The sequence below is a fragment of the Pseudomonas sp. MF6396 genome (assembly GCF_002018915.1).
GTDB classification, from domain to species: Bacteria; Pseudomonadota; Gammaproteobacteria; order Pseudomonadales; family Pseudomonadaceae; genus Aquipseudomonas; species Aquipseudomonas palmensis.
Genome location: NZ_MVOK01000024.1, coordinates 22,283 through 44,723, shown reverse-complemented (window position 1 = coordinate 44,723; position 22,441 = coordinate 22,283). Strand labels below are relative to the sequence as shown.

Annotated in this window: 17 protein-coding genes and 1 tRNA gene; 15 read left to right on the top strand and 3 right to left on the bottom strand. The window is 64.4% G+C overall.

Annotated elements, in window-relative coordinates; translation table 11 throughout:
- Positions 1-8: 8 nt before the first annotated feature.
- The 9 genes from MF6396_RS21455 to MF6396_RS21415 all read left to right on the top strand — a co-directional run bounded on the left by MF6396_RS21455 (position 9) and on the right by MF6396_RS21415 (position 9,208).
- Entirely contained in the window at positions 9-1,739 is a 1,731-nt protein-coding gene (locus MF6396_RS21455; protein WP_054916245.1) for a tetratricopeptide repeat protein, read from the top strand.
- A 4-nt stretch (positions 1,740-1,743) separates the two neighbouring features.
- Positions 1,744-2,361 (top strand): lipoprotein insertase outer membrane protein LolB, encoded by a 618-nt coding sequence (gene lolB / locus MF6396_RS21450; protein WP_043864329.1) that lies wholly within the window; start codon positions 1,744-1,746, stop codon positions 2,359-2,361.
- Positions 2,361-3,209 carry a 4-(cytidine 5'-diphospho)-2-C-methyl-D-erythritol kinase gene (gene ispE / locus MF6396_RS21445; protein ID WP_043864328.1) on the top strand — a complete coding sequence of 283 codons (849 nt, stop codon included), beginning with the start codon at positions 2,361-2,363 and terminating at the stop codon, positions 3,207-3,209. Before lolB ends, ispE begins: the two co-directional genes overlap by 1 nt.
- A gap of 34 nt (positions 3,210-3,243) precedes the next feature.
- Positions 3,244-3,318, top strand: a tRNA-Gln gene (locus MF6396_RS21440).
- Positions 3,319-3,365: 47 nt separating this feature from the next.
- On the top strand, positions 3,366-4,307 hold the full coding sequence (locus MF6396_RS21435; protein WP_010225730.1) for a ribose-phosphate pyrophosphokinase: 942 nt from the start codon (positions 3,366-3,368) through the stop codon (positions 4,305-4,307).
- Between the two features lie 138 nt (positions 4,308-4,445).
- Entirely contained in the window at positions 4,446-5,042 is a 597-nt protein-coding gene (locus MF6396_RS21430; protein WP_043864327.1) for a 50S ribosomal protein L25/general stress protein Ctc, read from the top strand.
- A 75-nt stretch (positions 5,043-5,117) separates the two neighbouring features.
- Positions 5,118-5,702: an aminoacyl-tRNA hydrolase gene (gene pth, locus MF6396_RS21425; protein ID WP_043864326.1), complete on the top strand. Its 585-nt coding sequence runs from the start codon at positions 5,118-5,120 to the stop codon at positions 5,700-5,702.
- A gap of 21 nt (positions 5,703-5,723) precedes the next feature.
- Complete coding sequence (gene ychF, locus MF6396_RS21420; RefSeq protein WP_054916246.1) at positions 5,724-6,824, top strand: redox-regulated ATPase YchF; 1,101 nt, start codon at positions 5,724-5,726, stop codon at positions 6,822-6,824.
- Positions 6,825-7,003: 179 nt separating this feature from the next.
- Positions 7,004-9,208 carry an OsmC domain/YcaO domain-containing protein gene (locus MF6396_RS21415; protein ID WP_058540633.1) on the top strand — a complete coding sequence of 735 codons (2,205 nt, stop codon included), beginning with the start codon at positions 7,004-7,006 and terminating at the stop codon, positions 9,206-9,208.
- Positions 9,209-9,307: 99 nt separating this feature from the next.
- On the opposite strand, the gene metE is transcribed toward MF6396_RS21415, so the two are convergent.
- Positions 9,308-11,596 carry a 5-methyltetrahydropteroyltriglutamate--homocysteine S-methyltransferase gene (gene metE / locus MF6396_RS21410; RefSeq protein WP_078481513.1) on the bottom strand — a complete coding sequence of 763 codons (2,289 nt, stop codon included), beginning with the start codon at positions 11,594-11,596 and terminating at the stop codon, positions 9,308-9,310.
- A 208-nt stretch (positions 11,597-11,804) separates the two neighbouring features.
- Between metE and MF6396_RS21405 the strand changes: the two genes are divergently transcribed.
- The 5 genes from MF6396_RS21405 to MF6396_RS21385 all read left to right on the top strand — a co-directional run bounded on the left by MF6396_RS21405 (position 11,805) and on the right by MF6396_RS21385 (position 18,417).
- Positions 11,805-13,181: a pyridoxal-phosphate dependent enzyme gene (locus tag MF6396_RS21405; protein ID WP_078481512.1), complete on the top strand. Its 1,377-nt coding sequence runs from the start codon at positions 11,805-11,807 to the stop codon at positions 13,179-13,181.
- The gene (locus MF6396_RS21400; protein ID WP_043864321.1) at positions 13,178-14,344 is read left to right on the top strand and encodes a trans-sulfuration enzyme family protein; all 1,167 of its coding nucleotides are present in this window, start codon (positions 13,178-13,180) and stop codon (positions 14,342-14,344) included. The genes MF6396_RS21405 and MF6396_RS21400 overlap by 4 nt, the downstream gene beginning before the upstream one ends.
- Positions 14,345-14,445: 101 nt before the next feature.
- The gene (locus MF6396_RS21395; RefSeq protein ID WP_043864320.1) at positions 14,446-14,976 is read left to right on the top strand and encodes a sigma-70 family RNA polymerase sigma factor; all 531 of its coding nucleotides are present in this window, start codon (positions 14,446-14,448) and stop codon (positions 14,974-14,976) included.
- Complete coding sequence (locus MF6396_RS21390) at positions 14,973-15,941, top strand: FecR domain-containing protein (RefSeq protein ID WP_238596461.1); 969 nt, start codon at positions 14,973-14,975, stop codon at positions 15,939-15,941. The genes MF6396_RS21395 and MF6396_RS21390 overlap by 4 nt, the downstream gene beginning before the upstream one ends.
- An 85-nt stretch (positions 15,942-16,026) precedes the next feature.
- Positions 16,027-18,417 carry a TonB-dependent siderophore receptor gene (locus MF6396_RS21385; protein WP_058540629.1) on the top strand — a complete coding sequence of 797 codons (2,391 nt, stop codon included), beginning with the start codon at positions 16,027-16,029 and terminating at the stop codon, positions 18,415-18,417.
- 7 nt (positions 18,418-18,424) lie between these two features.
- Here MF6396_RS21385 and MF6396_RS21380 read toward each other — a convergent pair whose 3' ends face one another.
- Together MF6396_RS21380 and MF6396_RS21375 are read right to left on the bottom strand one after the other, a co-directional pair.
- Complete coding sequence (locus MF6396_RS21380; RefSeq protein WP_058540628.1) at positions 18,425-19,780, bottom strand: amidase; 1,356 nt, start codon at positions 19,778-19,780, stop codon at positions 18,425-18,427.
- A gap of 13 nt (positions 19,781-19,793) precedes the next feature.
- Positions 19,794-21,125, bottom strand: a complete 1,332-nt coding sequence (locus MF6396_RS21375; RefSeq protein ID WP_043864317.1) for an MFS transporter — start codon at positions 21,123-21,125, stop codon at positions 19,794-19,796.
- A gap of 247 nt (positions 21,126-21,372) precedes the next feature.
- On the opposite strand from MF6396_RS21375, the gene MF6396_RS21370 reads away from it, so the two are divergent.
- Positions 21,373-22,371 (top strand): LacI family DNA-binding transcriptional regulator, encoded by a 999-nt coding sequence (locus tag MF6396_RS21370; RefSeq protein ID WP_238596460.1) that lies wholly within the window; start codon positions 21,373-21,375, stop codon positions 22,369-22,371.
- Positions 22,372-22,441: the final 70 nt, after the last annotated feature.

The following is a 22,441-nucleotide window of genomic DNA, read 5'->3' as shown; positions in this document are numbered from 1 at the left end:
TCCTCCCTATGAATAGATCTTCCGCGTTATTCCTCGCCTTTGCCTTGCTCCAGGGTTGCCAGACGCTGACCCCGGGCGCCCGGGACGCCACGGCGCCTGCCGACGATGCGGCCACGGTCGCCGAGGCCAAGAAGCCCACGGTGTACGGCTCGTTCACCCAGGACACGGTGTACAGCCTGTTGACCGCCGAGCTCGCCGGGCAGCGCAACCGCTTCGATATCGCCCTGGACAACTACGTCACCCAGGCGATCAAGACCCAGGACGCGGGCATTTCCGAGCGGGCATTTCGCATTGCCGAGTACCTGGGCGCCGATCAGGCCGCCCTCGATACCGCACTGATATGGGCCAGGAACGACCCCGAGAACCTCGACGCACAACGCGCCGCCGCCATCCAGCTGGCGCGCAGCGGACGCTATGACGATTCGATGGTGTTCATGGAGAAGGTGCTGCAGGGTCAGGGCGACACGCATTTCGACTTTCTCGCGCTGTCGGCGGCCGAAACCGACCAGGACACCCGCGACGGCCTGCAGAAAAGTTTCGACCGCCTGCTGGTAAAGTACCCCGACAACAGCCAGCTGGTGTTCGGCAAAGCCCTGCTGCTGCAGCAGGACGGCAAGTCCGAGGCCGCCCTGGCGCTGCTCGAAGCCCACCCGCCGGCGGACGGTGAAATTGCCCCGATCCTGTTGCGTGCGCGCCTGCTGCAATCGCTCGACCGTGGCCCCGAAGCCCTGCCGCTGCTGCGCAAGGCCATCGCCCGCAACCCCGACGACAAGCGCCTGCGCCTGACCTACGCGCGCACCCTGGTGGAGCAGGACCGCATCGACGACGCCAAGGTCGAGTTCGCCAACCTGCTGCAGCAATACCCCGAAGACGACGAACTGCGCTATTCGCTGGCGCTGGTGAGCATCGAGGCCAAGGCGCTCGACGAAGCCACCAGTTACCTGCAGGAACTGATCGAGCGCGACAGCCACGTGGATGCGGCGCACCTGAACCTGGGGCGCATCTTCGAAGAGCGCAACGATTCCGAAGCGGCCCTGACCGAGTACGCCCTGGTCGGCCCTGGCAACGACTACCTGCCCGCGCAACTGCGCCAGGCCGACATCCTGATTGCCAACGGGCGCACCGACGAGGCCAGCCGGCGCCTTGCCGAAGCCCGCGAGGCGCAGCCGGACTACGCGATCCAGCTGTACCTGATCGAGGCCGAAACCCTTGGCAACAATGACAAGGACGCCCAGGCCATGCAGGTGTTGCAGGCAGCGATCCGGCAGTACCCGGACGACCTGAGCCTGCTGTACAGCCGTGCCATGCTCGCCGAGAAGCGCGACGACCTGGCCCAGATGGAAAGGGACCTGCGCAGCATCCTGCAGCGCGAACCGGAAAACGCCATGGCGCTCAATGCGCTGGGCTACACCCTGGCCGACCGTACCACCCGCTATGCCGAAGCCAAGGGCCTGATCGAGAAAGCCCTGCAGATCAACCCCGAAGACCCGGCCGTGCTCGACAGCCTGGGCTGGGTCAACTACCGCATGGGCAACCTGGACGAGGCCGAGCGCCTGCTGCGCCAGGCCCTGGAGCGCTTCCCCGACCACGAGGTCGCGGCGCACCTGGGCGAAGTGCTGTGGGCCAACGGCAAGCGTCGTGAAGCCCGCCAGGTTTGGGCCAAGGCCTTCGAAGGCCAGCCCGACAGCCCTATTCTGCGCAAGACCGTCTTGCGCCTGACCGGATCCGAGACTCTATAAGCTTATGTTACTGCGCCATTTCATCACCTTCAGCCTGATCGCCGTGCTTGCCGGCTGTTCCAGCTTCGGCTCCCGCGAGGCCGTGCAGGGCCAGGGCAACGCGCAACTGTGGCGTGAACACAAACAGCAGTTGAGTACCCTCGACGGCTGGCAGATCAACGGCAAGGTGGGCATCCGCGCACCGAAAGACTCCGGCAGTGGCACCCTCTTCTGGCTGCAACGCCAGGACTACTACGACATTCGCCTGTCCGGCCCGCTGGGTCGCGGCGCCGCACGGCTCACCGGCCGTCCGGGCCAGGTGGTGCTGGAAGTGGCCAACCAGGGCCGTTTCGAGGCACAAAGCCCGGAAAGCCTGCTGGCCGAGCAACTGGGCTGGGAACTGCCGGTGTCGCACCTGGTGTGGTGGGTACGCGGCCTGCCCGCCCCCGACAGCAAGAGCCAGCTGACCCTGGACGGCGACAGCCGCCTGGCCAGCCTCAAGCAGGACGGCTGGAGCGTCGAGTACCTGAGCTACACCGAACAGAACGGCTACTGGCTGCCCGAACGCCTCAAGCTGCACGGTCAGGACCTCGACGTGACCGTGGTGGTCAAGGAATGGCAACCGCGCCAGCTGGGGCATTGATGATGAGCCGATTGACCCTGCCGGCCCCGGCCAAGCTCAACCTGATGCTGCACATTCTCGGCCGCCGCGACGACGGCTACCACGAGCTGCAGACGCTGTTCCAGTTTCTGGACCATGCCGACGAACTGAGTTTCGACCTGCGCGACGACGGCCAGGTCATCCTGCACAGCGACCTCAAGGATGTGCCCCACGAGAGCAACCTGATCGTGCGCGCGGCGCGCAAGCTGCAGCAACTGACCGGCTGCCCCCTGGGCGTGGACATCTACCTGAAGAAGGTACTGCCCATGGGCGGAGGCATCGGCGGTGGCAGTTCGGATGCCGCCACCACCCTGCTCGGTCTCAACCACCTCTGGCAGCTTGGCTGCAGCGAAGACCAGCTGGCCGAGCTGGGCCTGACACTGGGCGCCGACGTGCCGGTTTTCGTGCGCGGGCACGCGGCGTTTGCCGAAGGCGTGGGCGAGAAGCTCACCCCCGTCGACCCCGAGGAACCCTGGTACGTCGTGCTGGTACCGCAAGTATTTGTAAGTACAGCAGAAATTTTTTCGCATCCGTTGTTGACACGTAATTCACCGCCCATTAAGATGCGCCCCGTTCCCAAGGGAAACAGTCGTAATGACTGCCAACCGGTAGTAGAGCAGAGTTACCCGGAAGTACGTAACTCACTGAATTTACTAGGTAAGTTCACGGATGCTAGGCTAACCGGAACTGGAAGTTGTGTGTTTGGGGCCTTCCCAAGCAAAGCTGAAGCTGATAAAGTTTTGGCCCTTCTTACAGAGACCCAAACAGGGTTTGTGGCTAAAGGAAGCAACATCTCAATGTTGCATCGCACGCTGCAAGGTCTGCTCTAGGAATCGAGTATCAGGTACTCGCAGCAACAGATACAGGGGCGTCGCCAAGCGGTAAGGCAGCAGGTTTTGATCCTGCCATGCGTTGGTTCGAATCCAGCCGCCCCTGCCATTTTCCTATACTCATCCAGGTATACCCTCAGCCTTCAGGTACTGCGCGTGTCCAAGATGATGGTCTTTACGGGGAACGCTAACCCCGATCTGGCTCGGCGTGTCGTACGTCAGCTGCATATCCCTCTCGGTGACGTCTCTGTCGGTAAGTTCTCCGACGGCGAAATCAGCACTGAGATCAATGAAAATGTTCGTGGTAAAGACGTTTTCATTATTCAGCCGACTTGCGCGCCAACCAACGATAACCTGATGGAACTGGTAGTGATGGCCGATGCCTTCCGCCGCTCCTCAGCGTCTCGAATCACTGCCGTGATTCCTTACTTCGGATATGCCCGCCAGGATCGCCGTCCGCGTTCGGCGCGTGTAGCTATCAGCGCCAAAGTGGTTGCCGACATGCTCACCGTCGTCGGGATCGACCGTGTTCTCACCGTCGACCTGCACGCTGACCAGATCCAGGGTTTCTTCGATATTCCGGTAGATAACATCTACGGCTCCCCCGTTCTGGTGGATGACATCGAAGACCAGCGTTTCGAGAACCTCATGATCGTGTCCCCGGACATCGGCGGCGTCGTGCGTGCACGTGCTGTTGCCAAGTCCCTGGGCGTCGATCTGGGTATCATCGACAAACGCCGCGAGAAGGCCAATCACTCCGAAGTGATGCACATCATCGGCGACGTCGAAGGACGTACGTGTATTCTCGTCGACGACATGGTCGACACCGCCGGCACCCTGTGCCACGCGGCCAAGGCCCTGAAAGAACACGGCGCGGCAAAGGTTTACGCCTACTGCACGCACCCTGTCCTGTCGGGTCGTGCGATCGAGAATATCGAAAACTCCGTGCTGGACGCACTGGTGGTGACCAACACCATCCCGCTGTCCGCTGCAGCACAAGCCTGTGACCGTATCCGTCAACTGGATATCGCACCGGTCGTGGCCGAAGCGGTTCGCCGCATCAGCAACGAAGAATCGATCAGCGCGATGTTCCGCTGAGGGCCTGGCCCTCGCGAGATCACGTTGACGTAAAGCGCCCCGCCCCAGCACTGGTTGTTGGGGCGGGGCTTTTTTGCCCTCCCCGGTTTGGCGCTGGTCGCAAACGCCGCCGGGGTCTGGCTATTTTGGAGAAACAACATGACTGATTTCACTCTGAACGCCCAAGCGCGTACCGACCTGGGGAAAGGTGCGAGCCGCCGCCTGCGTCGTCTCGCCGCCCAGATCCCTGCCGTTGTCTACGGTGGTGACAAAGAAGCGCAATCCCTGACCATCGTGGCCAAGGAAATCGCCAAGCTGTTCGAAAACGAAGCTGCCTTCAGCCACGTGATCGAACTGAACGTTGACGGCACCAAGCAGAACGTCATCGTCAAGGCCCTGCAGCGTCACCCAGCCAAGCAGTTCATCATGCACGCCGACTTCGTGCGCGTTGTTGCTGGCCAGAAACTGACCGCTATCGTTCCTGTGCACTTCGTCAACGAAGAAGCACCGGTCAAGAAAGGCGGCGAAATCTCCCACGTAGTGTCGGAGATCGAAGTTTCCTGCGAAGCCAAAGACCTGCCTGAGTTCATCGAAGTCGACCTGGCCAAGGCCGAAATCGGCACCATCATCCACCTGTCGGACCTCAAAGCTCCGAAAGGCGTAGAGTTCGTCGCTCTGGCCCACGGTGATGACAAGGCTGTTGCAAACGTTCACGCTCCGCGTGTTGCGCCTGAAGCAGAAGGCGCTGCCGAGTAATCCACTCGACACGCCGGCGTTGACCGGGTTGCAGCCCCGCGCTGCAACCCACAACTCCAAGGAAGAGCCCCTGACGTGACCGCCATCCAACTGATCGTCGGCCTGGGAAATCCCGGCCCCGAATACGAACAGACCCGGCATAACGCAGGGGCTCTTTTCGTGGAACGCATTGCCAGCGCCCAGCGCGTCAACCTGACCGCTGACCGCAAGTATTTCGGCCTGACGGCTAAATTCAGCCATCAGGGCCAGGACGTTCGTCTGCTGATCCCCACCACCTACATGAACCGCAGCGGCCAGGCCGTTGCTGCACTGGCGAACTTCTTCCGCATCCCGCCAGATGCCATCCTGGTGGCCCACGACGAACTCGACCTGCCCCCCGGCGTCGCCAAGCTCAAGAAAGGCGGCGGCCATGGCGGGCACAACGGCCTGCGCGACATCATCGCGCAGCTGGGCAACAACAAAGACTTTCACCGTCTGCGGCTTGGCATCGGCCACCCGGGTGACAGCACCAAGGTGTCCGGTTTTGTCCTTGGCAAGGCGCCCCGCGCCGAGCAGGAAAAACTCGATGCCAGTATCGATTTTGCCCTCGGCGTGCTGCCGGACATCCTCGCCGGCGATTGGACGCGTGCGATGAGAGAGCTGCACAGCCAAAAGGCCTGACTCCACGAAGAGGGATTCACCATGGGTTTCAATTGCGGCATCGTCGGCCTGCCCAACGTCGGCAAGTCCACCCTGTTCAACGCCTTGACCAAATCCGGCATCGCGGCAGAAAACTTCCCCTTCTGCACCATCGAGCCGAACAGCGGCATCGTGCCGATGCCCGACCCACGTCTGGATGCCCTAGCTGCGATCGTCAAGCCCAACCGCGTGCTGCCGACCACCATGGAGTTCGTCGACATCGCCGGCCTGGTGGCAGGTGCGTCCAAGGGTGAAGGCCTGGGCAACAAGTTCCTGGCCAACATCCGTGAAACCGATGCCATCGCCCACGTGGTCCGCTGCTTCGAAGACGAGAACGTGATTCACGTCTCCAACAGCGTCGACCCCAAGCGCGACATCGAGATCATCGACCTGGAACTGATCTTCGCCGACCTGGACAGCTGCGAGAAGCAACTGCAGAAGGTCGCGCGCAACGCCAAGGGCGGCGACAAGGATGCCCTGGCACAAAAGGCCATCCTCGAGAAGTTGATTGCGCACTTCACCGAAGGCAAGCCGGCGCGCAGCCTGATGAAGACCATGGCCGACGACGAGAAGGCGCTGGTACGCGGTTTCCACCTGCTGACCAGCAAGCCGGTGATGTACATCGCCAACGTTGCCGAAGACGGCTTCGAAGACAACCCGCACCTGGACGTGGTCAAGGCCATTGCCGAGGAAGAGGGCGCGATCGTGGTACCGGTCTGCAACAAGATCGAAGCCGAGATCGCCGAGCTGGAAGACGGTGAAGAGAAAGACATGTTCCTCGAAGCCCTGGGCCTCGAAGAGCCAGGCCTGAACCGCGTGATCCGTGCCGGTTACTCGCTGCTCAACCTGCAGACCTACTTCACGGCCGGCGTGCAGGAAGTGCGGGCCTGGACCGTTCGCGTGGGCGCCACCGCGCCTCAGGCGGCCGGCGTGATCCACACCGACTTCGAAAAGGGCTTCATCCGTGCCGAAGTGGTCGCCTACGACGACTTCATCCAGTACAACGGTGAAAGCGGCGCGAAGGAAGCCGGCAAATGGCGTCTGGAAGGCAAGGACTACATCGTCAAGGATGGCGACGTGATGCACTTCCGCTTCAACGTCTAAGCCCCGAGCCGGGTCGCCACGACGCCCGACGCACACCAAACCCCTTGAGCGTTTACGCCTCAGGGGGTTTTGTTTTTACCGGTGTCGGTCACGCCTTCGGGTGACATGCCAAGACTTCCGGGCAAAAAGCCGGATAATGGCGGCCAATTCGTTTCGCACTTTCAGCACGGTATTCCCGCATGGAAATCAAGGTCAATTTTCTCGACAACCTTCGACTTGAAGCCAAGTTCGATGACTTCACGGTGGTGGCCGACCAACCCATCCGCTACAAGGGCGATGGTTCGGCACCCGGCCCGTTCGACTATTTCCTGGCCTCCTCGGCCCTGTGCGCGGCCTACTTCGTCAAGCTGTACTGCGAAACGCGCAACATCCCCACCGACAACATTCGCCTGTCGCAGAACAACATCGTCGACCCGGAAAACCGCTACAACCAGATCTTCAAGATCCAGGTCGAGCTGCCGGCCGACATCTCGGCCAAGGACCGCCAGGGCATCCTGCGTTCCATCGACCGCTGCACCGTGAAGAAGGTGGTGCAGACCGGTCCCGAGTTCGTGATCGAGGAAGTCGACAACCTCGATGCCGACGCCCAGGCCCTGCTGATGCTGGACGCCCAGGCGCAGACGCGTACCGTGATCGCCGGCAAGGACCTGCCGCTGGAACAGACCATCGCCAACATGTCGGGCATCCTCGCCAGGCTGGGGATGAAGATAGAGATCGCCTCGTGGCGCAACATCGTGCCCAACGTCTGGTCGCTGCACATCCGCGATGCGCATTCGCCCATGTGCTTCACCAACGGCAAGGGCGCAACCAAGGAAGGCGCACTGGCCTCGGCACTGGGCGAGTTCATCGAACGCCTGAACTGCAACTTCTTCTACAACGACCAGTTCTGGGGCGAGGACATCGCCAACGCCGACTTCGTGCACTACCCCGACGAGCGCTGGTTCAAGCCGGGCCGCAAGGACGCGCTGCCGGCCGAGATCCTCGACGCCCACTGCCGCGACATCTACAACCCCGACGGCGAACTGCGTGGCTCGCACCTGTACGACACCAACTCGGGCAACACCGAGCGTGGCATCTGCGCCCTGCCCTTCGTGCGCCAGTCCGATGGCGAGGTGGTGTACTTCCCGTCCAACCTGATCGAAAACCTGTACCTGAGCAACGGCATGAGCGCCGGCAACACGCTGGCCGAGGCGCAGGTGCAATGCCTGTCGGAGATCTTCGAGCGCGCGGTCAAGCGCGAGATCCTCGAAGGCGAGCTGGCCCTGCCCGACGTGCCGCAGGACGTCATCGCCAAGTACCCCGGCATCCTCGCCGGCATCCAGGGCCTGGAGGCCCAGGGCTTCCCGGTGCTGGTCAAGGATGCGTCGCTGGGCGGTGAGTTCCCGGTGATGTGCGTGACCCTGATGAACCCGCGCACCGGCGGCGTGTTCGCCTCGTTCGGCGCGCACCCAAGCCTTGAAGTGGCGCTGGAGCGCAGCCTCACCGAGCTGCTGCAAGGGCGCAGCTTCGAGGGTCTGAATGACCTGCCGCAGCCGACCTTCGAAAGCCAGGCGGTGACCGAGCCGAACAACTTCGTCGAGCACTTCATCGACTCCAGCGGCGTGGTGTCGTGGCGCTTCTTCAGTGCCAGGGCCGACTTCGAGTTCGTCGAGTGGGACTTCTCCGGCCAGGGTGAAAACTCCAACGCCGAAGAAGCTGCCACCCTGTTCGGCATCCTCGAAGGCATGGACAAGGAAGTGTACATGGCGGTGTACGAGCACCTGGGTGCCACCGCCTGCCGCATCCTGGTACCAGGCTACTCGGAGATCTACCCGGTCGACGACCTGGTGTGGGACAACACCAACAAGGCGCTGCTGTTCCGTGCCGACATCCTCAACCTGCACCGCCTGGACGATGACGCCCTGCAAGCGCTGGTCGAGCGACTCGAAGACAGCGAACTGGACGACTACACCGACATCACCACACTGATCGGCATCGAGTTCGACGACAACACGGTGTGGGGTCAGTTGACCATCCTGGAGCTCAAGCTGCTGATTCACCTGGCGCTGGAGCGTTTCGAGGAGGCCAAGGAGCTGGTGGAGACCTTCCTGCAGTACAACGACAACACCGTCGAGCGCGGGTTGTTCTACCAGGCGTTGAACGTGGTGCTGGAAGTGGTGCTGGACGACGAGATGGCGCTTGAAGACTACGCCGTCAACTTCCGGCGCATGTTCGGGGACGAGCGCATGGATGCCGTACTGGGCTCGGTGGATGGCAGCGTGCGTTTCTACGGCCTGACCCCCACCAGCATGAAGCTCGAAGGTCTGGACCGTCACCTGCGCCTGATCGACAGCTACAAGAAGCTGCACGCGGCACGTGCCCGTGCGGTAGCGGGCACACGCTGATACAACGCCGATCCTGCAGGCCATGGCCTGCAGGATCGGCGTTGCCAGGCTTGTTCGTTCACCAACAGGTCGTGGTGGCGGCCAACAAGCCTCGAACGATCACCCCAGCTCGTTGCGCAACAAGCGGGCAGCACTCACCATGTTCGCCAGCGCCGCCTCGGTTTCCGGCCAGCCGCGGGTCTTCAGGCCGCAGTCCGGGTTGACCCACAGGCGCTCGACCGGAATGCGCCGGGCAGCCTTGCGCAGCAGCTCGGCCATTTCCGAAGCCTCCGGCACCCGGGGCGAGTGAATGTCGTAAACCCCCGGGCCGATCTCGTTCGGGTAGTGGAAGGCTTCGAATGCCTCCAGCAGTTCCATGTCCGAACGCGAGGTTTCGAGGGTGATCACGTCGGCATCCATGGCGGCAATCGATTCGATCACATCGTTGAACTCGCTGTAGCACATGTGGGTGTGGATCTGGGTTTCGTCACGCACGCCCGAGGCGCACAGGCGAAACACTTCGGTAGCCCAGTCAAGGTACTGCTGCCACTGCGCCCGGCGCAGCGGCAGGCCCTCGCGAAACGCCGCCTCGTCGATCTGCACGATCTTGATGCCGGCCGCCTCCAGGTCCACCACTTCATCGCGGATGGCCAGCGCCAGTTGCCGCGCCTGCACCTCGCGCGACACATCTTCACGCGGGAACGACCACATCAGCAGGGTCACCGGCCCTGTCAGCATGCCCTTCATCACCTTGTCGGTCAGGCCCTGTGCGTAGCGGATCCACTCCACCGTCATGGCATGCGGTCGACTCAGGTCGCCGAAGATCACCGCCGGTTTCACACAGCGCGAACCGTAGCTCTGCACCCAGCCGAAGCGGGTGAACACGTACCCATCGAGCTGCTCGGCAAAGTACTCGACCATGTCGTTGCGCTCGGCTTCACCGTGCACCAGCACGTCCAGGCCCAGGCGCTCCTGCACCTGCACGGCGTGGCGAATCTCGCTGTGCATCGCCTCCACGTATTGGCCCTCGCTCAGCTTGCCCTGCCTGAACGACTGGCGTGCCAGGCGAATCGAACCGGTCTGCGGGAACGAACCGATAGTGGTGGTCGGCAACAGCGGCAGGTTCAGGCGGGCACGCTGGCGGGCGATTCGCGTGGCAAAGGGCGAGTGGCGCTGGCTGTCCTTCTCGCTGATGGCGGCCACACGGGCCTGCACCGCCGGCTTGTGGATGCGCGTGGAGGCAGCGCGGCTGGCCTGCACTGCACGGCTGCGGGCCAGGGCCTGCACCACCGGGGCCGCCTCGGGCTGGTCGAGGGCATGGGCCAGGATCGCGACTTCCTCGCACTTCTGCACGGCAAAGGCCAGCCAGCTCTTGAGCTCGGCATCGAGGGCGTCTTCACGGCCCAGGTCTACCGGGCTGTGCAGCAGCGAGCACGACGGCGCCACCCACAGGCGCTCGCCCAGGCGTTCATGGGCGTGCTGCAGCACGGCCAGGGCCTTGTCCAGGTCGCAGCGCCACACGTTGCGGCCGTTGACCACACCCAGCGACAGCACCTTGTAGGCCGGCAGGCGGTCGAGAATGGTCGGGTACTGCTCGGGGGCGCGCACCAGGTCGATGTGCAATCCGTCGACCGGCAGGTTGGCCGCCAGCCCCAGGTTCTCCTCCAGGCCACCGAAGTAGGTGGCAACCAGCTTTTTCAGCGGGTCGCGCTGGATCAGGTTGTAGGCACGCTCGAAGGCGTTCTTCCACGCCTGCGGCAGGTCCAGCGCCAGGATCGGCTCGTCGATCTGCACCCACTCCACACCCTGTGCCGCCAGGCGCTGGAAAATCTCGCCGTACAGCGGCAGCAGGCGCTCGAGCAGCTCGAGCTTGTCGAAGTCGCCGCCCTTGGTCTTGCCCAGCCACAAATAGGTCAGCGGGCCGATCACCACCGGCTTGACGTCGTGGCCCAGGGCCCTGGCCTCGGCCACTTCCTCGAACAATTGTTCCCAGCCCAGGCTGAACTGCTGGTCGGCGCTGAATTCAGGCACCAGGTAGTGGTAGTTGGTGTCGAACCACTTGGTCATCTCCTGGGCATGCGCACCGCCACAGCAGCTGTCGCTGACGCCACGCGCCATGCCGAACAGTGTCTGCAGGGTGGCCTTGCCGTGCTGCGGGCGAAAGCGCTCGGGCACCACGCCGAACATCAGCGAATGGGTCAGTACCTGGTCGTACCAGGCAAAATCGCCCACCGGCAGCAACTGGATGCCGGCCTGGCGCTGCAGGGCCCAGTGGGCCTTGCGCAGTTCGCTGCCCACAGCACGCAGGCCCGCCTCGTCCAGCTCGCCTTTCCAGAACGCTTCCTGCGCCTTTTTCAGTTCGCGGTCGCGACCGATACGGGGGAATCCGAGTGAGTGGGCCAATGCCATGACAATGCTCTCCTTAGGGGGTGATGGCAGCCATTGTCGGCAGGCCCGCAGAATGAGACAAACTCATTTAATTTCACATCAAATCAAGTTCTGCTCATGTAAAGACATCGACAGCGCTGCGCCTGGAGGCGCAACCGGCTGGCCGGCCAGGGTTGCGAGGCCCCTGATCTGCGCCTAAGGTCAAACGACCCCGAAGCGAGATGACGTCATGCCCAACGCCTCGAACCCCGCCGTACTTGCCCTGATCGGCAACACCCCGATGGTGCAGGTGAGCCGCTTCGATACCGGCCCCTGCACACTGTTCCTCAAACTCGAATCACAGAACCCCGGCGGCTCGATCAAGGACCGCATCGGCCTGGCCATGATCGATGCCGCCGAGCGCGACGGGCGCCTGCGCCCCGGCGGCACCATCGTCGAGGCCACCGCCGGCAACACCGGCCTGGGCCTGGCGCTGGTCGGGCGGGCCAAGGGCTACCGGGTGGTGCTGGTGGTGCCCGACAAGATGTCCACCGAGAAGGTGCTGCACCTCAAGGCCATGGGCGCCGAGGTGCACATCACCCGCTCCGACGTCGGCAAGGGCCACCCCGACTATTACCAGGACGTGGCCGCACGGCTGGCGGCGGACATCCCCGATGCGTTCTTCGCCGACCAGTTCAACAACCCCGCCAACCCGCTGGCCCACGAGACCAGCACCGCCCCGGAAATCTGGGCGCAGACCCAGCACGATGTGGACGCCATCGTGGTCGGCGTGGGCTCGGCCGGCACCCTTACCGGGCTGACCCGTTTCTTCAAGCGCGTGCAGCCGGGCCTGGCCATGGTGCTGGCCGACCCGGTGGGCTCGGTGATGGCCGAGTACAGCCGCAGCGGCACCCTGATCACGCCTGGGGCGTGGGCGGTAGAAGGCATCGGCGAGGACTTCGTGCCCTCGATCGCCGACCTCTCCAGCGTGCGCCAGGCCTACTCGATCAGCGACGAAGAAAGCTTCGAGCATGCGCGTCAGCTGCTGCGCGCCGAAGGCATTCCGGGCGGCTCCTCCACCGGCACCCTGCTGGCCGCCGCGCTGCGCTACTGCCGCGAGCAGACCGAACCCAAGCGGGTGGTCAGCTTTGTGTGCGACACCGGCACGCGCTACCTGTCCAAGGTCTACAACGACCAGTGGATGACCGACCAGGGCCTGCTGCAGCGCACCCGCTACGGCGACCTGCGCGACCTCATCGCGCGGCGCTTCGAGGATGGCCGGGTGATCAGCGTGCGCCCCGACGACACCCTGCTCACTGCCTTCCAGCGCATGCGCCTGGCCGACGTGTCGCAATTGCCGGTGCTGGTCGACGGCCAGCGCCTGGTGGGCGTGATCGATGAATCCGACATCCTGCTGGGCATGCATGAAGACCCGTCGCACTTCTCCCTGAGCGTAGCCAGCGCCATGACCGACCAGCTGGAAACCCTGCCGCCGTCTGCCAGCCTGGCGGCGCTGCAGGCCGAACTGGACCGAGGCCTGGTGGCGATCATTGCCGACGCCACGGGCTTTCACGGCCTGATCACCCGTGTCGATATGCTTAACCACTTGCGCAGAGCACTCCCATGACCCAGCACGACAAGACCGCCTTCGCCACCCGCGTGATCCATGCAGGGCAATCGCCCGACCCATCCACCGGCGCGCTGATGCCGCCGATCTATGCCAACTCCACCTACATCCAGCAGAGCCCCGGCGTGCACAAGGGCCTGGACTACGGGCGCTCGCACAACCCCACGCGCTGGGCACTGGAGCGCTGCGTGGCCGATCTGGAGGGCGGCACCCAGGCGTTCGCCTTCGCCTCCGGGCTGGCGGCGATCTCGGCGGTGCTCGAACTGCTGGATGCCGGCTCCCACATCGTTTCGGGCAATGACCTGTACGGCGGCACCTTCCGCCTGTTCGAACGGGTGCGTCGGCGCAGCGCCGGGCACCGCTTCAGCTTCGTCGACCTGTCCGACCTTGCCGCGTTCGAGGCAGCGTTGCAGGACGACACGCGCATGGTGTGCATCGAAACCCCGAGCAACCCGCTGCTGCGCCTGAGCGACCTGGCGGCCATCGCACGCCTCTGCCGCGCACGCGGCATCCTCTGCGTGGCCGACAACACCTTTGCCAGCCCATGGATCCAGCGCCCGCTGGAACTGGGTTTCGACATCGTGGTGCACTCGAGCACCAAGTACCTCAACGGGCATTCGGACGTGATCGGCGGCATTGCCGTGGTGGGTGACAACGCCGAGCTGGCCGAGCGCCTGGGCTTCATACAGAACGCGGTGGGCGCCATCGCCGGCCCGTTCGATGCCTTCCTCACCTTGCGCGGGGTCAAGACCCTGGCCCTGCGCATGGAGCGCCACTGCAGCAATGCCCTGGCACTGGCGCAGTGGCTCGAACAGCAACCGCAGGTGGCGCGTGTGTACTATCCCGGCTTGCCTTCGCACCCGCAGCACGCCCTGGCGCGCCAGCAGATGCACGGTTTTGGCGGGATGATCTCGCTCGACCTGGCTACCGACCTGGCCGGTGCCCGACGCTTCCTGGAACAGGTACAGATCTTTGCCCTGGCCGAAAGCCTGGGCGGTGTGGAAAGCCTGATCGAGCACCCGGCGATCATGACCCATGCCACCATCCCCGAGCAGACGCGCGCGCAACTGGGCATTGGCGACGCCCTGGTGCGCCTGTCGGTAGGCGTGGAAGACCTCGATGACCTGCGCGCAGACCTGGCCCAGGCACTCGCACGTATCTGACCCCCATCAGCGCAAGCCAGCCCCTTGCTTGCGCTGATTGCTCAATGCCCGCCGGCTGAATATACTTGATAACTATTCTCATTCGGTACGGGCGCCACACGATGACCTCCCCTCCTTGCGGCTACCGTACCAACGTGGCCAGCCTCTACAGCGACAATCACGGCTGGATCCAGCAGTGGCTGGCGCGGCGTCTGGGCAACGTGCACGATGCCGCAGAGCTGGCCCACGACGTATTCCTGCGCCTGCTCGCGCAACCGCGCGAGTTCAGTAGCGACGGGCATGCGCGGGCCTACCTGAGTACGGTGTCCAAACACCTGTATGTGGATTTCCAGCGCCGCAAGCAGGTCGAGCGTGCATGGCAGCAGACGCTGGCCAACCAGCCGCAACGCATCGCCCCCTCCGAAGAGCACCAGGCGTTGATCCTGGAGACCCTGGGCCAATTGCAGGCCATGCTCGAACGCTTGCCGGCACCTGTGGCCGAAGCCTTTTGCCTGGCCCAACTGCAGGGCCTGAACTATCGCCAGATCGCCACGCAGCTGGGTGTAAGCGAACGCACGGTCACCAAGTACATGGCCCAGGCCATGCTCCAGTGCCTGCTGCTGGAAGTGGAGCTGGACGGGGCCTTGCTGTGAGCGCGGCCCTGGACTCTGCCACCCTGGAGCAGGCCGCCGACTGGTTCGCACGCCTGCGCGCCGCGCCAGCCGATGCGGCCTTGCGGGGCCAGTGGCAACAGTGGCTGGAACAACAGGAACAGCACCGTATCGCCTGGACCTACGTGGAGCGCATCAGCCAGCGCTTCGACAGCCTGCAACCGCAAGCCGGGGCGGCGCATCAGACGCTCGCCAGCCTGCGGCGTACGCAACGCTCCCGCCGCCAGGTGCTAAGCAGCCTGTGCGTGCTCAGCGGTGGGGCAACGCTGGGCTGGCTGGGCTGGCAACGCCACTGGGTGGACGACCTGCAAGCGCTCACTGCCGGCACCACCACCGCAGTGGGCGAGGTACGTCGCCAGGTGCTGGCCGACGGCACCCTCCTGTGGCTCAACAGCGCCACCGCCCTGGATGTACAACTGGACGGGCAGCGCCGGCTGCTGACCCTGTACAGCGGTGAAGTGCTGATCGAGACCGCCGCTGAGGCGCGGCCCTTCCAGGTGCAGACCCGGGCCGGCAGCCTGGTGCCCCTGGGTACGCGCTTCAGTGTGCGCCAGCAGGGCGCCCGCACCCTGCTCAACGTGTACGACGGCGCGGTACGCGCCACCTGTGCCGCCAGCGCAATACAGCGGGTGGCCAATGCGGGGCAGGGCCTGGGCTTCGATGCCAGCACCATGGCCGCCACCACGCCGGCCTGCGCCCAACGCCAGGCCTGGAGCCAAGGCCTGCTGGTGGCGCAGGACATGCCACTGGGGGATTTCATTGCAGAGCTGGCCGACCATCGACGCGGGCACCTGGCGGTGAACCCGCTGATCGCATCGTTAAGGGTCATGGGCACCTACCCGCTCAACGATACCGACCAGGTGCTTGCCATGCTCGAAAGCGCCTTGCCGGTGCGAGTGTCGCGACGCTTCGACTGGTGGGTGACCCTGGAGCCTGCCGAAAAATAAAAAGCGTCAGGTGCTTCCGGTTTTTGCAGCTCATTCGAATTAGAGGAGAACACCCTTTCACCCCTGCGCGCCCGAAGGATTCTGCATGCCACTCGCCTCTGCCCCTGCCCTGTTGAAACGCCCCCTGGCCCTGCTCATTGCACTCGCCAGCGGCGCCGCCACCGCCGCGCCACTGGACATCCCCGCCGGCCCCCTGGCCAGCCAGTTGAACCAGCTGGCAAGCCAGGCCGGTATCTACCTGGCCAGCGACGCCGCCCTGACCGCCGGCAAACAGAGCCGGCCCGTGACCGGCGCAAGTACCCCTGAGCAGGCCCTGCACGGCATGCTTGCCGGCACGGGCCTGAGCGTGGTGCGCACTGGCGAAAACCGCTACCAGCTGATCACCGCCCCCACCGGCAACGCCGTGGAACTGGGCGCCACCAGCATCAACGGCGCAGGCCTGGGCGAGACCACCGAGAACACCGGCGCCTACACCACCGGCCAGACCCGCACCGCCACCAAGCTCGGCCTGTCATTGCGCCAAACCCCGCAGTCGGTCACCGTGATCCCGCGCCAGGTACTGGACGACCACAAGCTTGCCTCGCTCGACGATGTGGTCAAGTTCACCCCCGGCCTGTCGAGCAACCACCGCGACAGCGACCGCTATACCTTCTACTCGCGCGGTTTCCAGATCCAGAACATACAGTACGACGGCATCCCGACCCAGGTGGCCAACGAGTCGCAGCAATTCACCAGCACCCTGTCGGACATGGCGATCTACGACCGTGTCGAAGTGGTGCGCGGTGCCACCGGCCTGCTCAGCGGTGCGGGCTCGCCCTCGGCCACCCTGAACCTGGTGCGCAAGCGGCCCACGGCCGACTTCCAGGGCTACGTCTCGGGAGAAGCCGGGGCCTGGGACCGCTACCGGGGCGAATTCGACGTCGCCGGCCCGCTGACCGACTCGGGTGCGGTGCGCGGCCGCCTGGTCAGCGCCTATGAAACCGCCAACTCGTTCGTCGACTGGTACAAGACCGACAAGCGCGTGATCTACGGCGCACTGGATTTCGACCTGAGCGAAAGCACCCTGCTGCGCGTGAGCCTGGACTACCAGAACAACAACTCCGACGGGGTCAGCTTCGGGCACATTCCGCTGTTCAACAACAATGGCAGCGCGACGAACTTTTCCCGCTCGTTCAACCCCGGAGCCCGCTGGAGCTACCTGGACAACACCCAGTACAACTTCACCAGCGTGCTGGAGCAGAAACTCGCCAACGACTGGAGCCTCAAGGCGTCCTACAGCCACCAGTACGCCTACCGCCGCGGCGTGACCGGTTCGGCCAGTGCCGGGGCGCCCGACCCGCAGACCGGCGCCGGCGTGTCGATGTACATCAACCGCCTGGACAGCTACCAGACCCAGGACAACGCCGACCTGTACGCCAGCGGCCCGTTCGAGCTGGGTGGGCGCGAGCATGAACTGGTGGTGGGTGCCAACATCGCCTACACCCACCTCAACTACCCGACCTATCAACGTGCCAACCCGGCGGTCGACGATATCAACCAGTGGGATGGCAACCCGGGCGGCAAGCCGCACCTGTCCAAGACCGAAGAAAGCCTGACCCGCCTGAGCCAGTCGGGCACCTACACGGCCCTGCGCCTCAAACCCTATGACCCGCTGTCGATCATCCTCGGCACCCGGGTCAGTTGGTGGGATCAGAAAGACGACAGCAGCGACGAACTGACCGGCGCCAGCACCAGCCGCGACCGCACAAAAAAATCCGGCGTGGTCACCCCGTATGCCGGTGTGGTGCTGGACCTGAACGACACCTTCTCGGTGTACGCCAGCTACACCAACATCTTCCAGCCGCAGACCTACTACAAGACTGCCAGCAACACCTCGCTGGAGCCGCTGCAAGGCGACAACTACGAACTGGGCATCAAGGGCGAGTTCTACGACGGTGCGCTGAATGCGAGCCTGGCACTGTTCGAAGTGCAGCAGAAGAACACCCCGCAGTACGTTGGCGAGTCGCCCCAAGGGCGCGAAATCTACCGGGCCATTGCCGGTACCACCACGCGCGGCATCGAAACCGAAGTGTCCGGCGAAGTGCTGCCGGGCTGGAACATCATCGGCGGCTATACCTACCGTGAATCCCACGACAAGGACGGCAATCGGGTCGAAACCAACCAGCCGATGAACCTGTTCAAGCTCGGCACCACCTACCGCCTGCCGGGGCAGCTGAACCGCCTGACCGTGGGCGGCAACCTGGTCTGGCAGAGCGACATCTACGCGGTCAACGGCACCTACGGCACCAAAGCACACCAGGGTGACTACGGGGTGGTCGGGTTGCTGGCCAACTATGCGGTGGATGAACACCTCACGGTCGGCCTGAACCTCAACAACCTGTTCGACACCCATTACTACGACGGCCTGGGCACCTTCAACTCAGGCTCCTACGGCGAACCGCGCAATGCCATGGTGAATGCCAAGTGGACGTTCTGAGGCTGCATCAAGTGCGAACGTAGCGCTGCGCCAGCAACTGCAGCAGCTGATCGTCGGCACCCGCCGCACCGATCACCTGCAGCCCCACCGGCATGCCCCGCACCTGCCCTGCCGGCAGGCTGATGGCTGGCAGGCCGGTGAGGTTCCAGGCACTGGTGTAACTGAGCACTGCAGCACGCACGTCGATACATTGCTCACCCACCTGTACCTCGCGTGCATCCACCGGCGTCGCGGTGATCGGCACGCTGGCCGAGACCAGGAAGTCATAACGCTCGAACAGCCGCGCCATCGCCGCCTTGAGCCGAGCCTGGCCGGCCTGGGCGCGAATGTACTGCCAGCCCCTGACCTCGCGTGACAGCTCAAGGCGTTCGCGCACCTCCTGCTCGAACAGCTGCGGCGCCGTCTGCATGCGCTCGGCATGCACGTCGTAGGCCTCGGCGCGCTGCAGGGTGAGCAAGGTGTCCTTGAGCTGCGCCACCAACGGTTCCAGCTCGCCGGTCTGCTCCAGTGCATCGCCAAACAGCTGCTGCGCAGCCTGGTACACCTGCCCCTGAACGTCGGCGTCCAATGGCCCGAAAGTGCCCGGCTCGATCCAGCCTACACGCAGCGGGCGACGCAGCGTGGCCGGCGCGCAGGTACGCGCGGCGATCACTTCGAACACTACCCGGGCATCGTCCACATGGTTGGCAATCGGGCCCACGTGGTCGAGGCTCGACGACAGCGGGAACACCCCGTCCAGCGGCACGGCAGCGAACGACGGCTTGAAGCCGACCGCGCCGCACAACGCCGCCGGAATGCGGATCGAGCCGCCGGTGTCGGTGCCCAGCGCCAGCGGCACCATGCCGCTGGCCACCGCCGCTGCACTGCCGGCGCTCGAACCGCCGGTGATGCAGCGCGCATCCCACGGGTTGCGCGCCGCGCCCTGCAGCGAGCGGTCGCCGGTGGGGCCATAGGCGAACTCGTGGGTCAGGGTCTTGCCCACGATTACCGCGCCGCCCTCGCGCAGGCGCTGCACGCACAGGGCGTCCTGCGTGGGGCGAAAGCCTTCGAAGTGCGCCGAACCATAGGTGGTCACGTGGTCGAAGGTGTCGATGTTGTCCTTGATCGCTACCGGTATGCCGTGCAGCGGGCCCAGGTCCAGGCCCTGGGCAAACAGTTCGTCGGCCTTGCGCGCCTGCGCCAGCGACACCTCGGCATCCACGGCGACAAAGGCATTCAGTGCCGGGTTCAGGCGCTCGATGCTGTCGAGCGCGGCCTGGGTCAGCTCGACACTCGTCAGGCTGCCGGCGCGCAGGCGCCGCGCCAGGTCGCCGACCGACAGGCCAAAAAAGTATCCAGTGTGGGTTGGCTTGGCCAGGTTCATACAGGCAACTCCATCAAACCGTTGCAGGTGTAGGGGAAGGGACAACCTGCCGGCTGCCGGGGCGCACCATCAGCATCGCGCTCATGCCCAGGGCCGTGGCCACGGCGGCGGCCACGAACATCGACGAGTAGCCATAGCGCACGGTCAGGTAGCCGGTGAGCATCGGCGCGATGAACGAGGCGGTGTTGGCGATGAAGTGGGTCATGCCGCTGTAGGCACCGACGCGGTTGGATGGCGCGGTGTCGATCACCACGGCCCAGTAGACCGAGTTGGGCAGCGCGTTGAGGGCGTTGGCCAGGGTCATCAGGGCGATCACGCCCCATACGGTCTGGGCCTGCGACACCAGCATGAAGCACAGCGTGGTCAGCAGCAGGCAGGTTGCGGCCAGCCAGCTGCGCGCCACCTTCAGGTTGCCGGTGCGGCGCAGCAGCAGGTCGGAGATCTTGCCGCCCAGCAGCACGGTGAAGCAGGCGCCGGTCCACGGGATCATGCCCATGTACCACAGCGACGACAGGTTGTAGTGGAACTCGTCCTGCAGGTACTTGGGGGTCCAGGTCAGCAGCAGGAAGGTGACGTACACGAACGAGAAGTAGCCCACCGCATTGAGCAGCAGGTCCTTGTTCTTGAAGAAGTGCCAGATCGGCGCAACGCTGGTGGTCGGGGTGCTGGCGTTGGCGGCAGCGGCGCGCTCCTGGCGCAGGAACTCGCGCTCGGCCTCGGACACCCGCGGGTTTTCATCCGGGGTGTTGGTGAAGCGGGTCATGAAGAAGATCAGCAGCGCCAGGCTGACCACGCCCAGTACCACGAACATGCTGCGCCAGTCGCCGGTCAGGGTCTGCAGGCCGACCGCCACCGGGGCGGTGAGCAAGGCGCCCAGCGGTGTGCTGAGCAGGCCCACCGAGACCACGAAGCCGCGCTCCTTGGGCGTGGCCCAGTTGGCCACGCTCTTGTTGATCACCGAGTACGCCGGGCCTTCGGCAAAGCCGAACAGCACGCGGATGGTGGCAAAGCCGGCCATGGCCGAACCGCCCATGAAGGCCAGGCCCATGTCGCCGGCAAAGGCAGTGGCGATCTCGAAGATCGACCAGGTGCCGCCGGCGATCAGCCATACGCGCTTGGCGCCGAAACGGTCGGCCAGGATGCCGCCGATCAACGCACCGACGATGTAGCCGTAACCGAAATAGCCCAGCACGTTGCCCCAGTCGGCCTTGTCGAAACCGTACTCGGGGAGAATGCTGGCCGAGGCATACGAAATGGCACCACGATCGATGTAGTTGAGCAGCGCCATCAGCATGATCAGGAAGAAAATCTGGTAGCGAAAGCGCGGAACGGGTGGGTTGTTCATAGGGATCTGACTCTTCAAGTGATGGCAGAAGTCAAAAATGCGGCCGCGTCCGGCGTATTTTTATTGTGTTGCCCAAACGTTTGGGTTGAGCGAATGTATTCACACAAAAACATTTAGTCAATCGTTTGGGTAAAGGTTGTTTGCCGAGACAAGCCGTCGATTGGGTTAGAATCGCGCCCCGAAATCAGCCACGGTTGGAAGCCCCTCGAACATGCCCACTCCATCACGCCCTGCCACCTTGAAGTCCATGGCAACCGCCCTCGGGGTGCACGTTTCCACCGTGTCGCGGGTGCTCAATGGCGACCCTGCCGGGGTCGAGCGCGCGGCATCGGCCGAGGTGGTGGCGCGTATTCGCGCGTTGGCGAAAGAGCTGGATTATCGGCCGAACACGCAGGCATCCAACCTGAAGTTGCGCAAAAGCCAGGAGATCTGCGTGCTCATGCCGCGCCTTACCGACCTGGTGATGGCGACCATCTACGACAGCATCGACGCCGCCGCCGAACAGGCTGGCTACCTGACCTTCGTGTCCAATACCGACGATCAGCAACCCCGCCAGCTGGCGCGGGCCGAGCATGCCCTGCGCCGCTCGGTGGCGGGGTTGATCGTGGGCGACTCGCATGTGGGCGAGCAGCAGCCATTGCTGGAGCTGCTGGGGCGCAAGCACATCCCCTACGTGCTGGTCAGCCGGCAGATTGCCGGGCACCTCACGGCGGGCAGCGATGACGAGTTGGGCGGCTGGCTGGCGGCCGAGCACCTGTACCGCCTGGGCTGTCGCGACGTGGCGATCCTGGCGGGCGAGCGGCACGCCTCCACCGGTGCCGACCGCACCCGCGGCTTTACCCGGTACTACCGCGAACAGGGCATTACCCTGCGCCCGGAATGGACGCTCAATGGCCCGTTCGACAGCCTCACCGGGCACAAGCAGGGCGAGTACCTGCTGGGGTTGAACCCGCGCCCCCAGGCGTTTTTCGCGGTGAACGACTTTCTGGCCATCGGCCTGATGGGCGCCGCGCGGGACAAGGGCCTGGAGCCGGGCAAGGACATCGCCGTGGTGGGTTTCAACGACACACCATTGGCCAACGAACTGATCGTGCCGCTGACCAGCGTGCGCCTGCCGCTGGCCGAGATGGGTCGGCATGCGGTGGAGTTGCTGCTCAAGCACATCAAGGGTGAAGCGGTGGAGTCGATCATTCTGGCGCCGCAGTTGCAGGTGCGGGCGAGCTCGGGATTGCGGGTGGCTGGCTGAAGAACGGCTGGCGAAGAGGCCCGCACGCCCACCAATTGCATCGCGCCCTGCTCCCCGCATAGAATGCGAA

Coding starts and splice junctions, on each gene's coding strand:
- MF6396_RS21455 (WP_054916245.1), top strand. CDS start 9: ATGAATAGATCTTCCGCGTTATTCCTCGCCTTTGCCTTGCTCCAGGGT.
- lolB (WP_043864329.1), top strand. CDS start 1,744: ATGTTACTGCGCCATTTCATCACCTTCAGCCTGATCGCCGTGCTTGCC.
- metE (WP_078481513.1), bottom strand. CDS start 11,596: ATGGCATTGGCCCACTCACTCGGATTCCCCCGTATCGGTCGCGACCGC.
- MF6396_RS21380 (WP_058540628.1), bottom strand. CDS start 19,780: ATGAACCTGGCCAAGCCAACCCACACTGGATACTTTTTTGGCCTGTCG.
- MF6396_RS21405 (WP_078481512.1), top strand. CDS start 11,805: ATGCCCAACGCCTCGAACCCCGCCGTACTTGCCCTGATCGGCAACACC.
- ispE (WP_043864328.1), top strand. CDS start 2,361: ATGATGAGCCGATTGACCCTGCCGGCCCCGGCCAAGCTCAACCTGATG.
- MF6396_RS21395 (WP_043864320.1), top strand. CDS start 14,446: ATGACCTCCCCTCCTTGCGGCTACCGTACCAACGTGGCCAGCCTCTAC.
- MF6396_RS21415 (WP_058540633.1), top strand. CDS start 7,004: ATGGAAATCAAGGTCAATTTTCTCGACAACCTTCGACTTGAAGCCAAG.
- MF6396_RS21400 (WP_043864321.1), top strand. CDS start 13,178: ATGACCCAGCACGACAAGACCGCCTTCGCCACCCGCGTGATCCATGCA.
- MF6396_RS21370 (WP_238596460.1), top strand. CDS start 21,373: ATGGCAACCGCCCTCGGGGTGCACGTTTCCACCGTGTCGCGGGTGCTC.
- MF6396_RS21375 (WP_043864317.1), bottom strand. CDS start 21,125: ATGAACAACCCACCCGTTCCGCGCTTTCGCTACCAGATTTTCTTCCTG.
- ychF (WP_054916246.1), top strand. CDS start 5,724: ATGGGTTTCAATTGCGGCATCGTCGGCCTGCCCAACGTCGGCAAGTCC.
- MF6396_RS21385 (WP_058540629.1), top strand. CDS start 16,027: ATGCCACTCGCCTCTGCCCCTGCCCTGTTGAAACGCCCCCTGGCCCTG.
- MF6396_RS21430 (WP_043864327.1), top strand. CDS start 4,446: ATGACTGATTTCACTCTGAACGCCCAAGCGCGTACCGACCTGGGGAAA.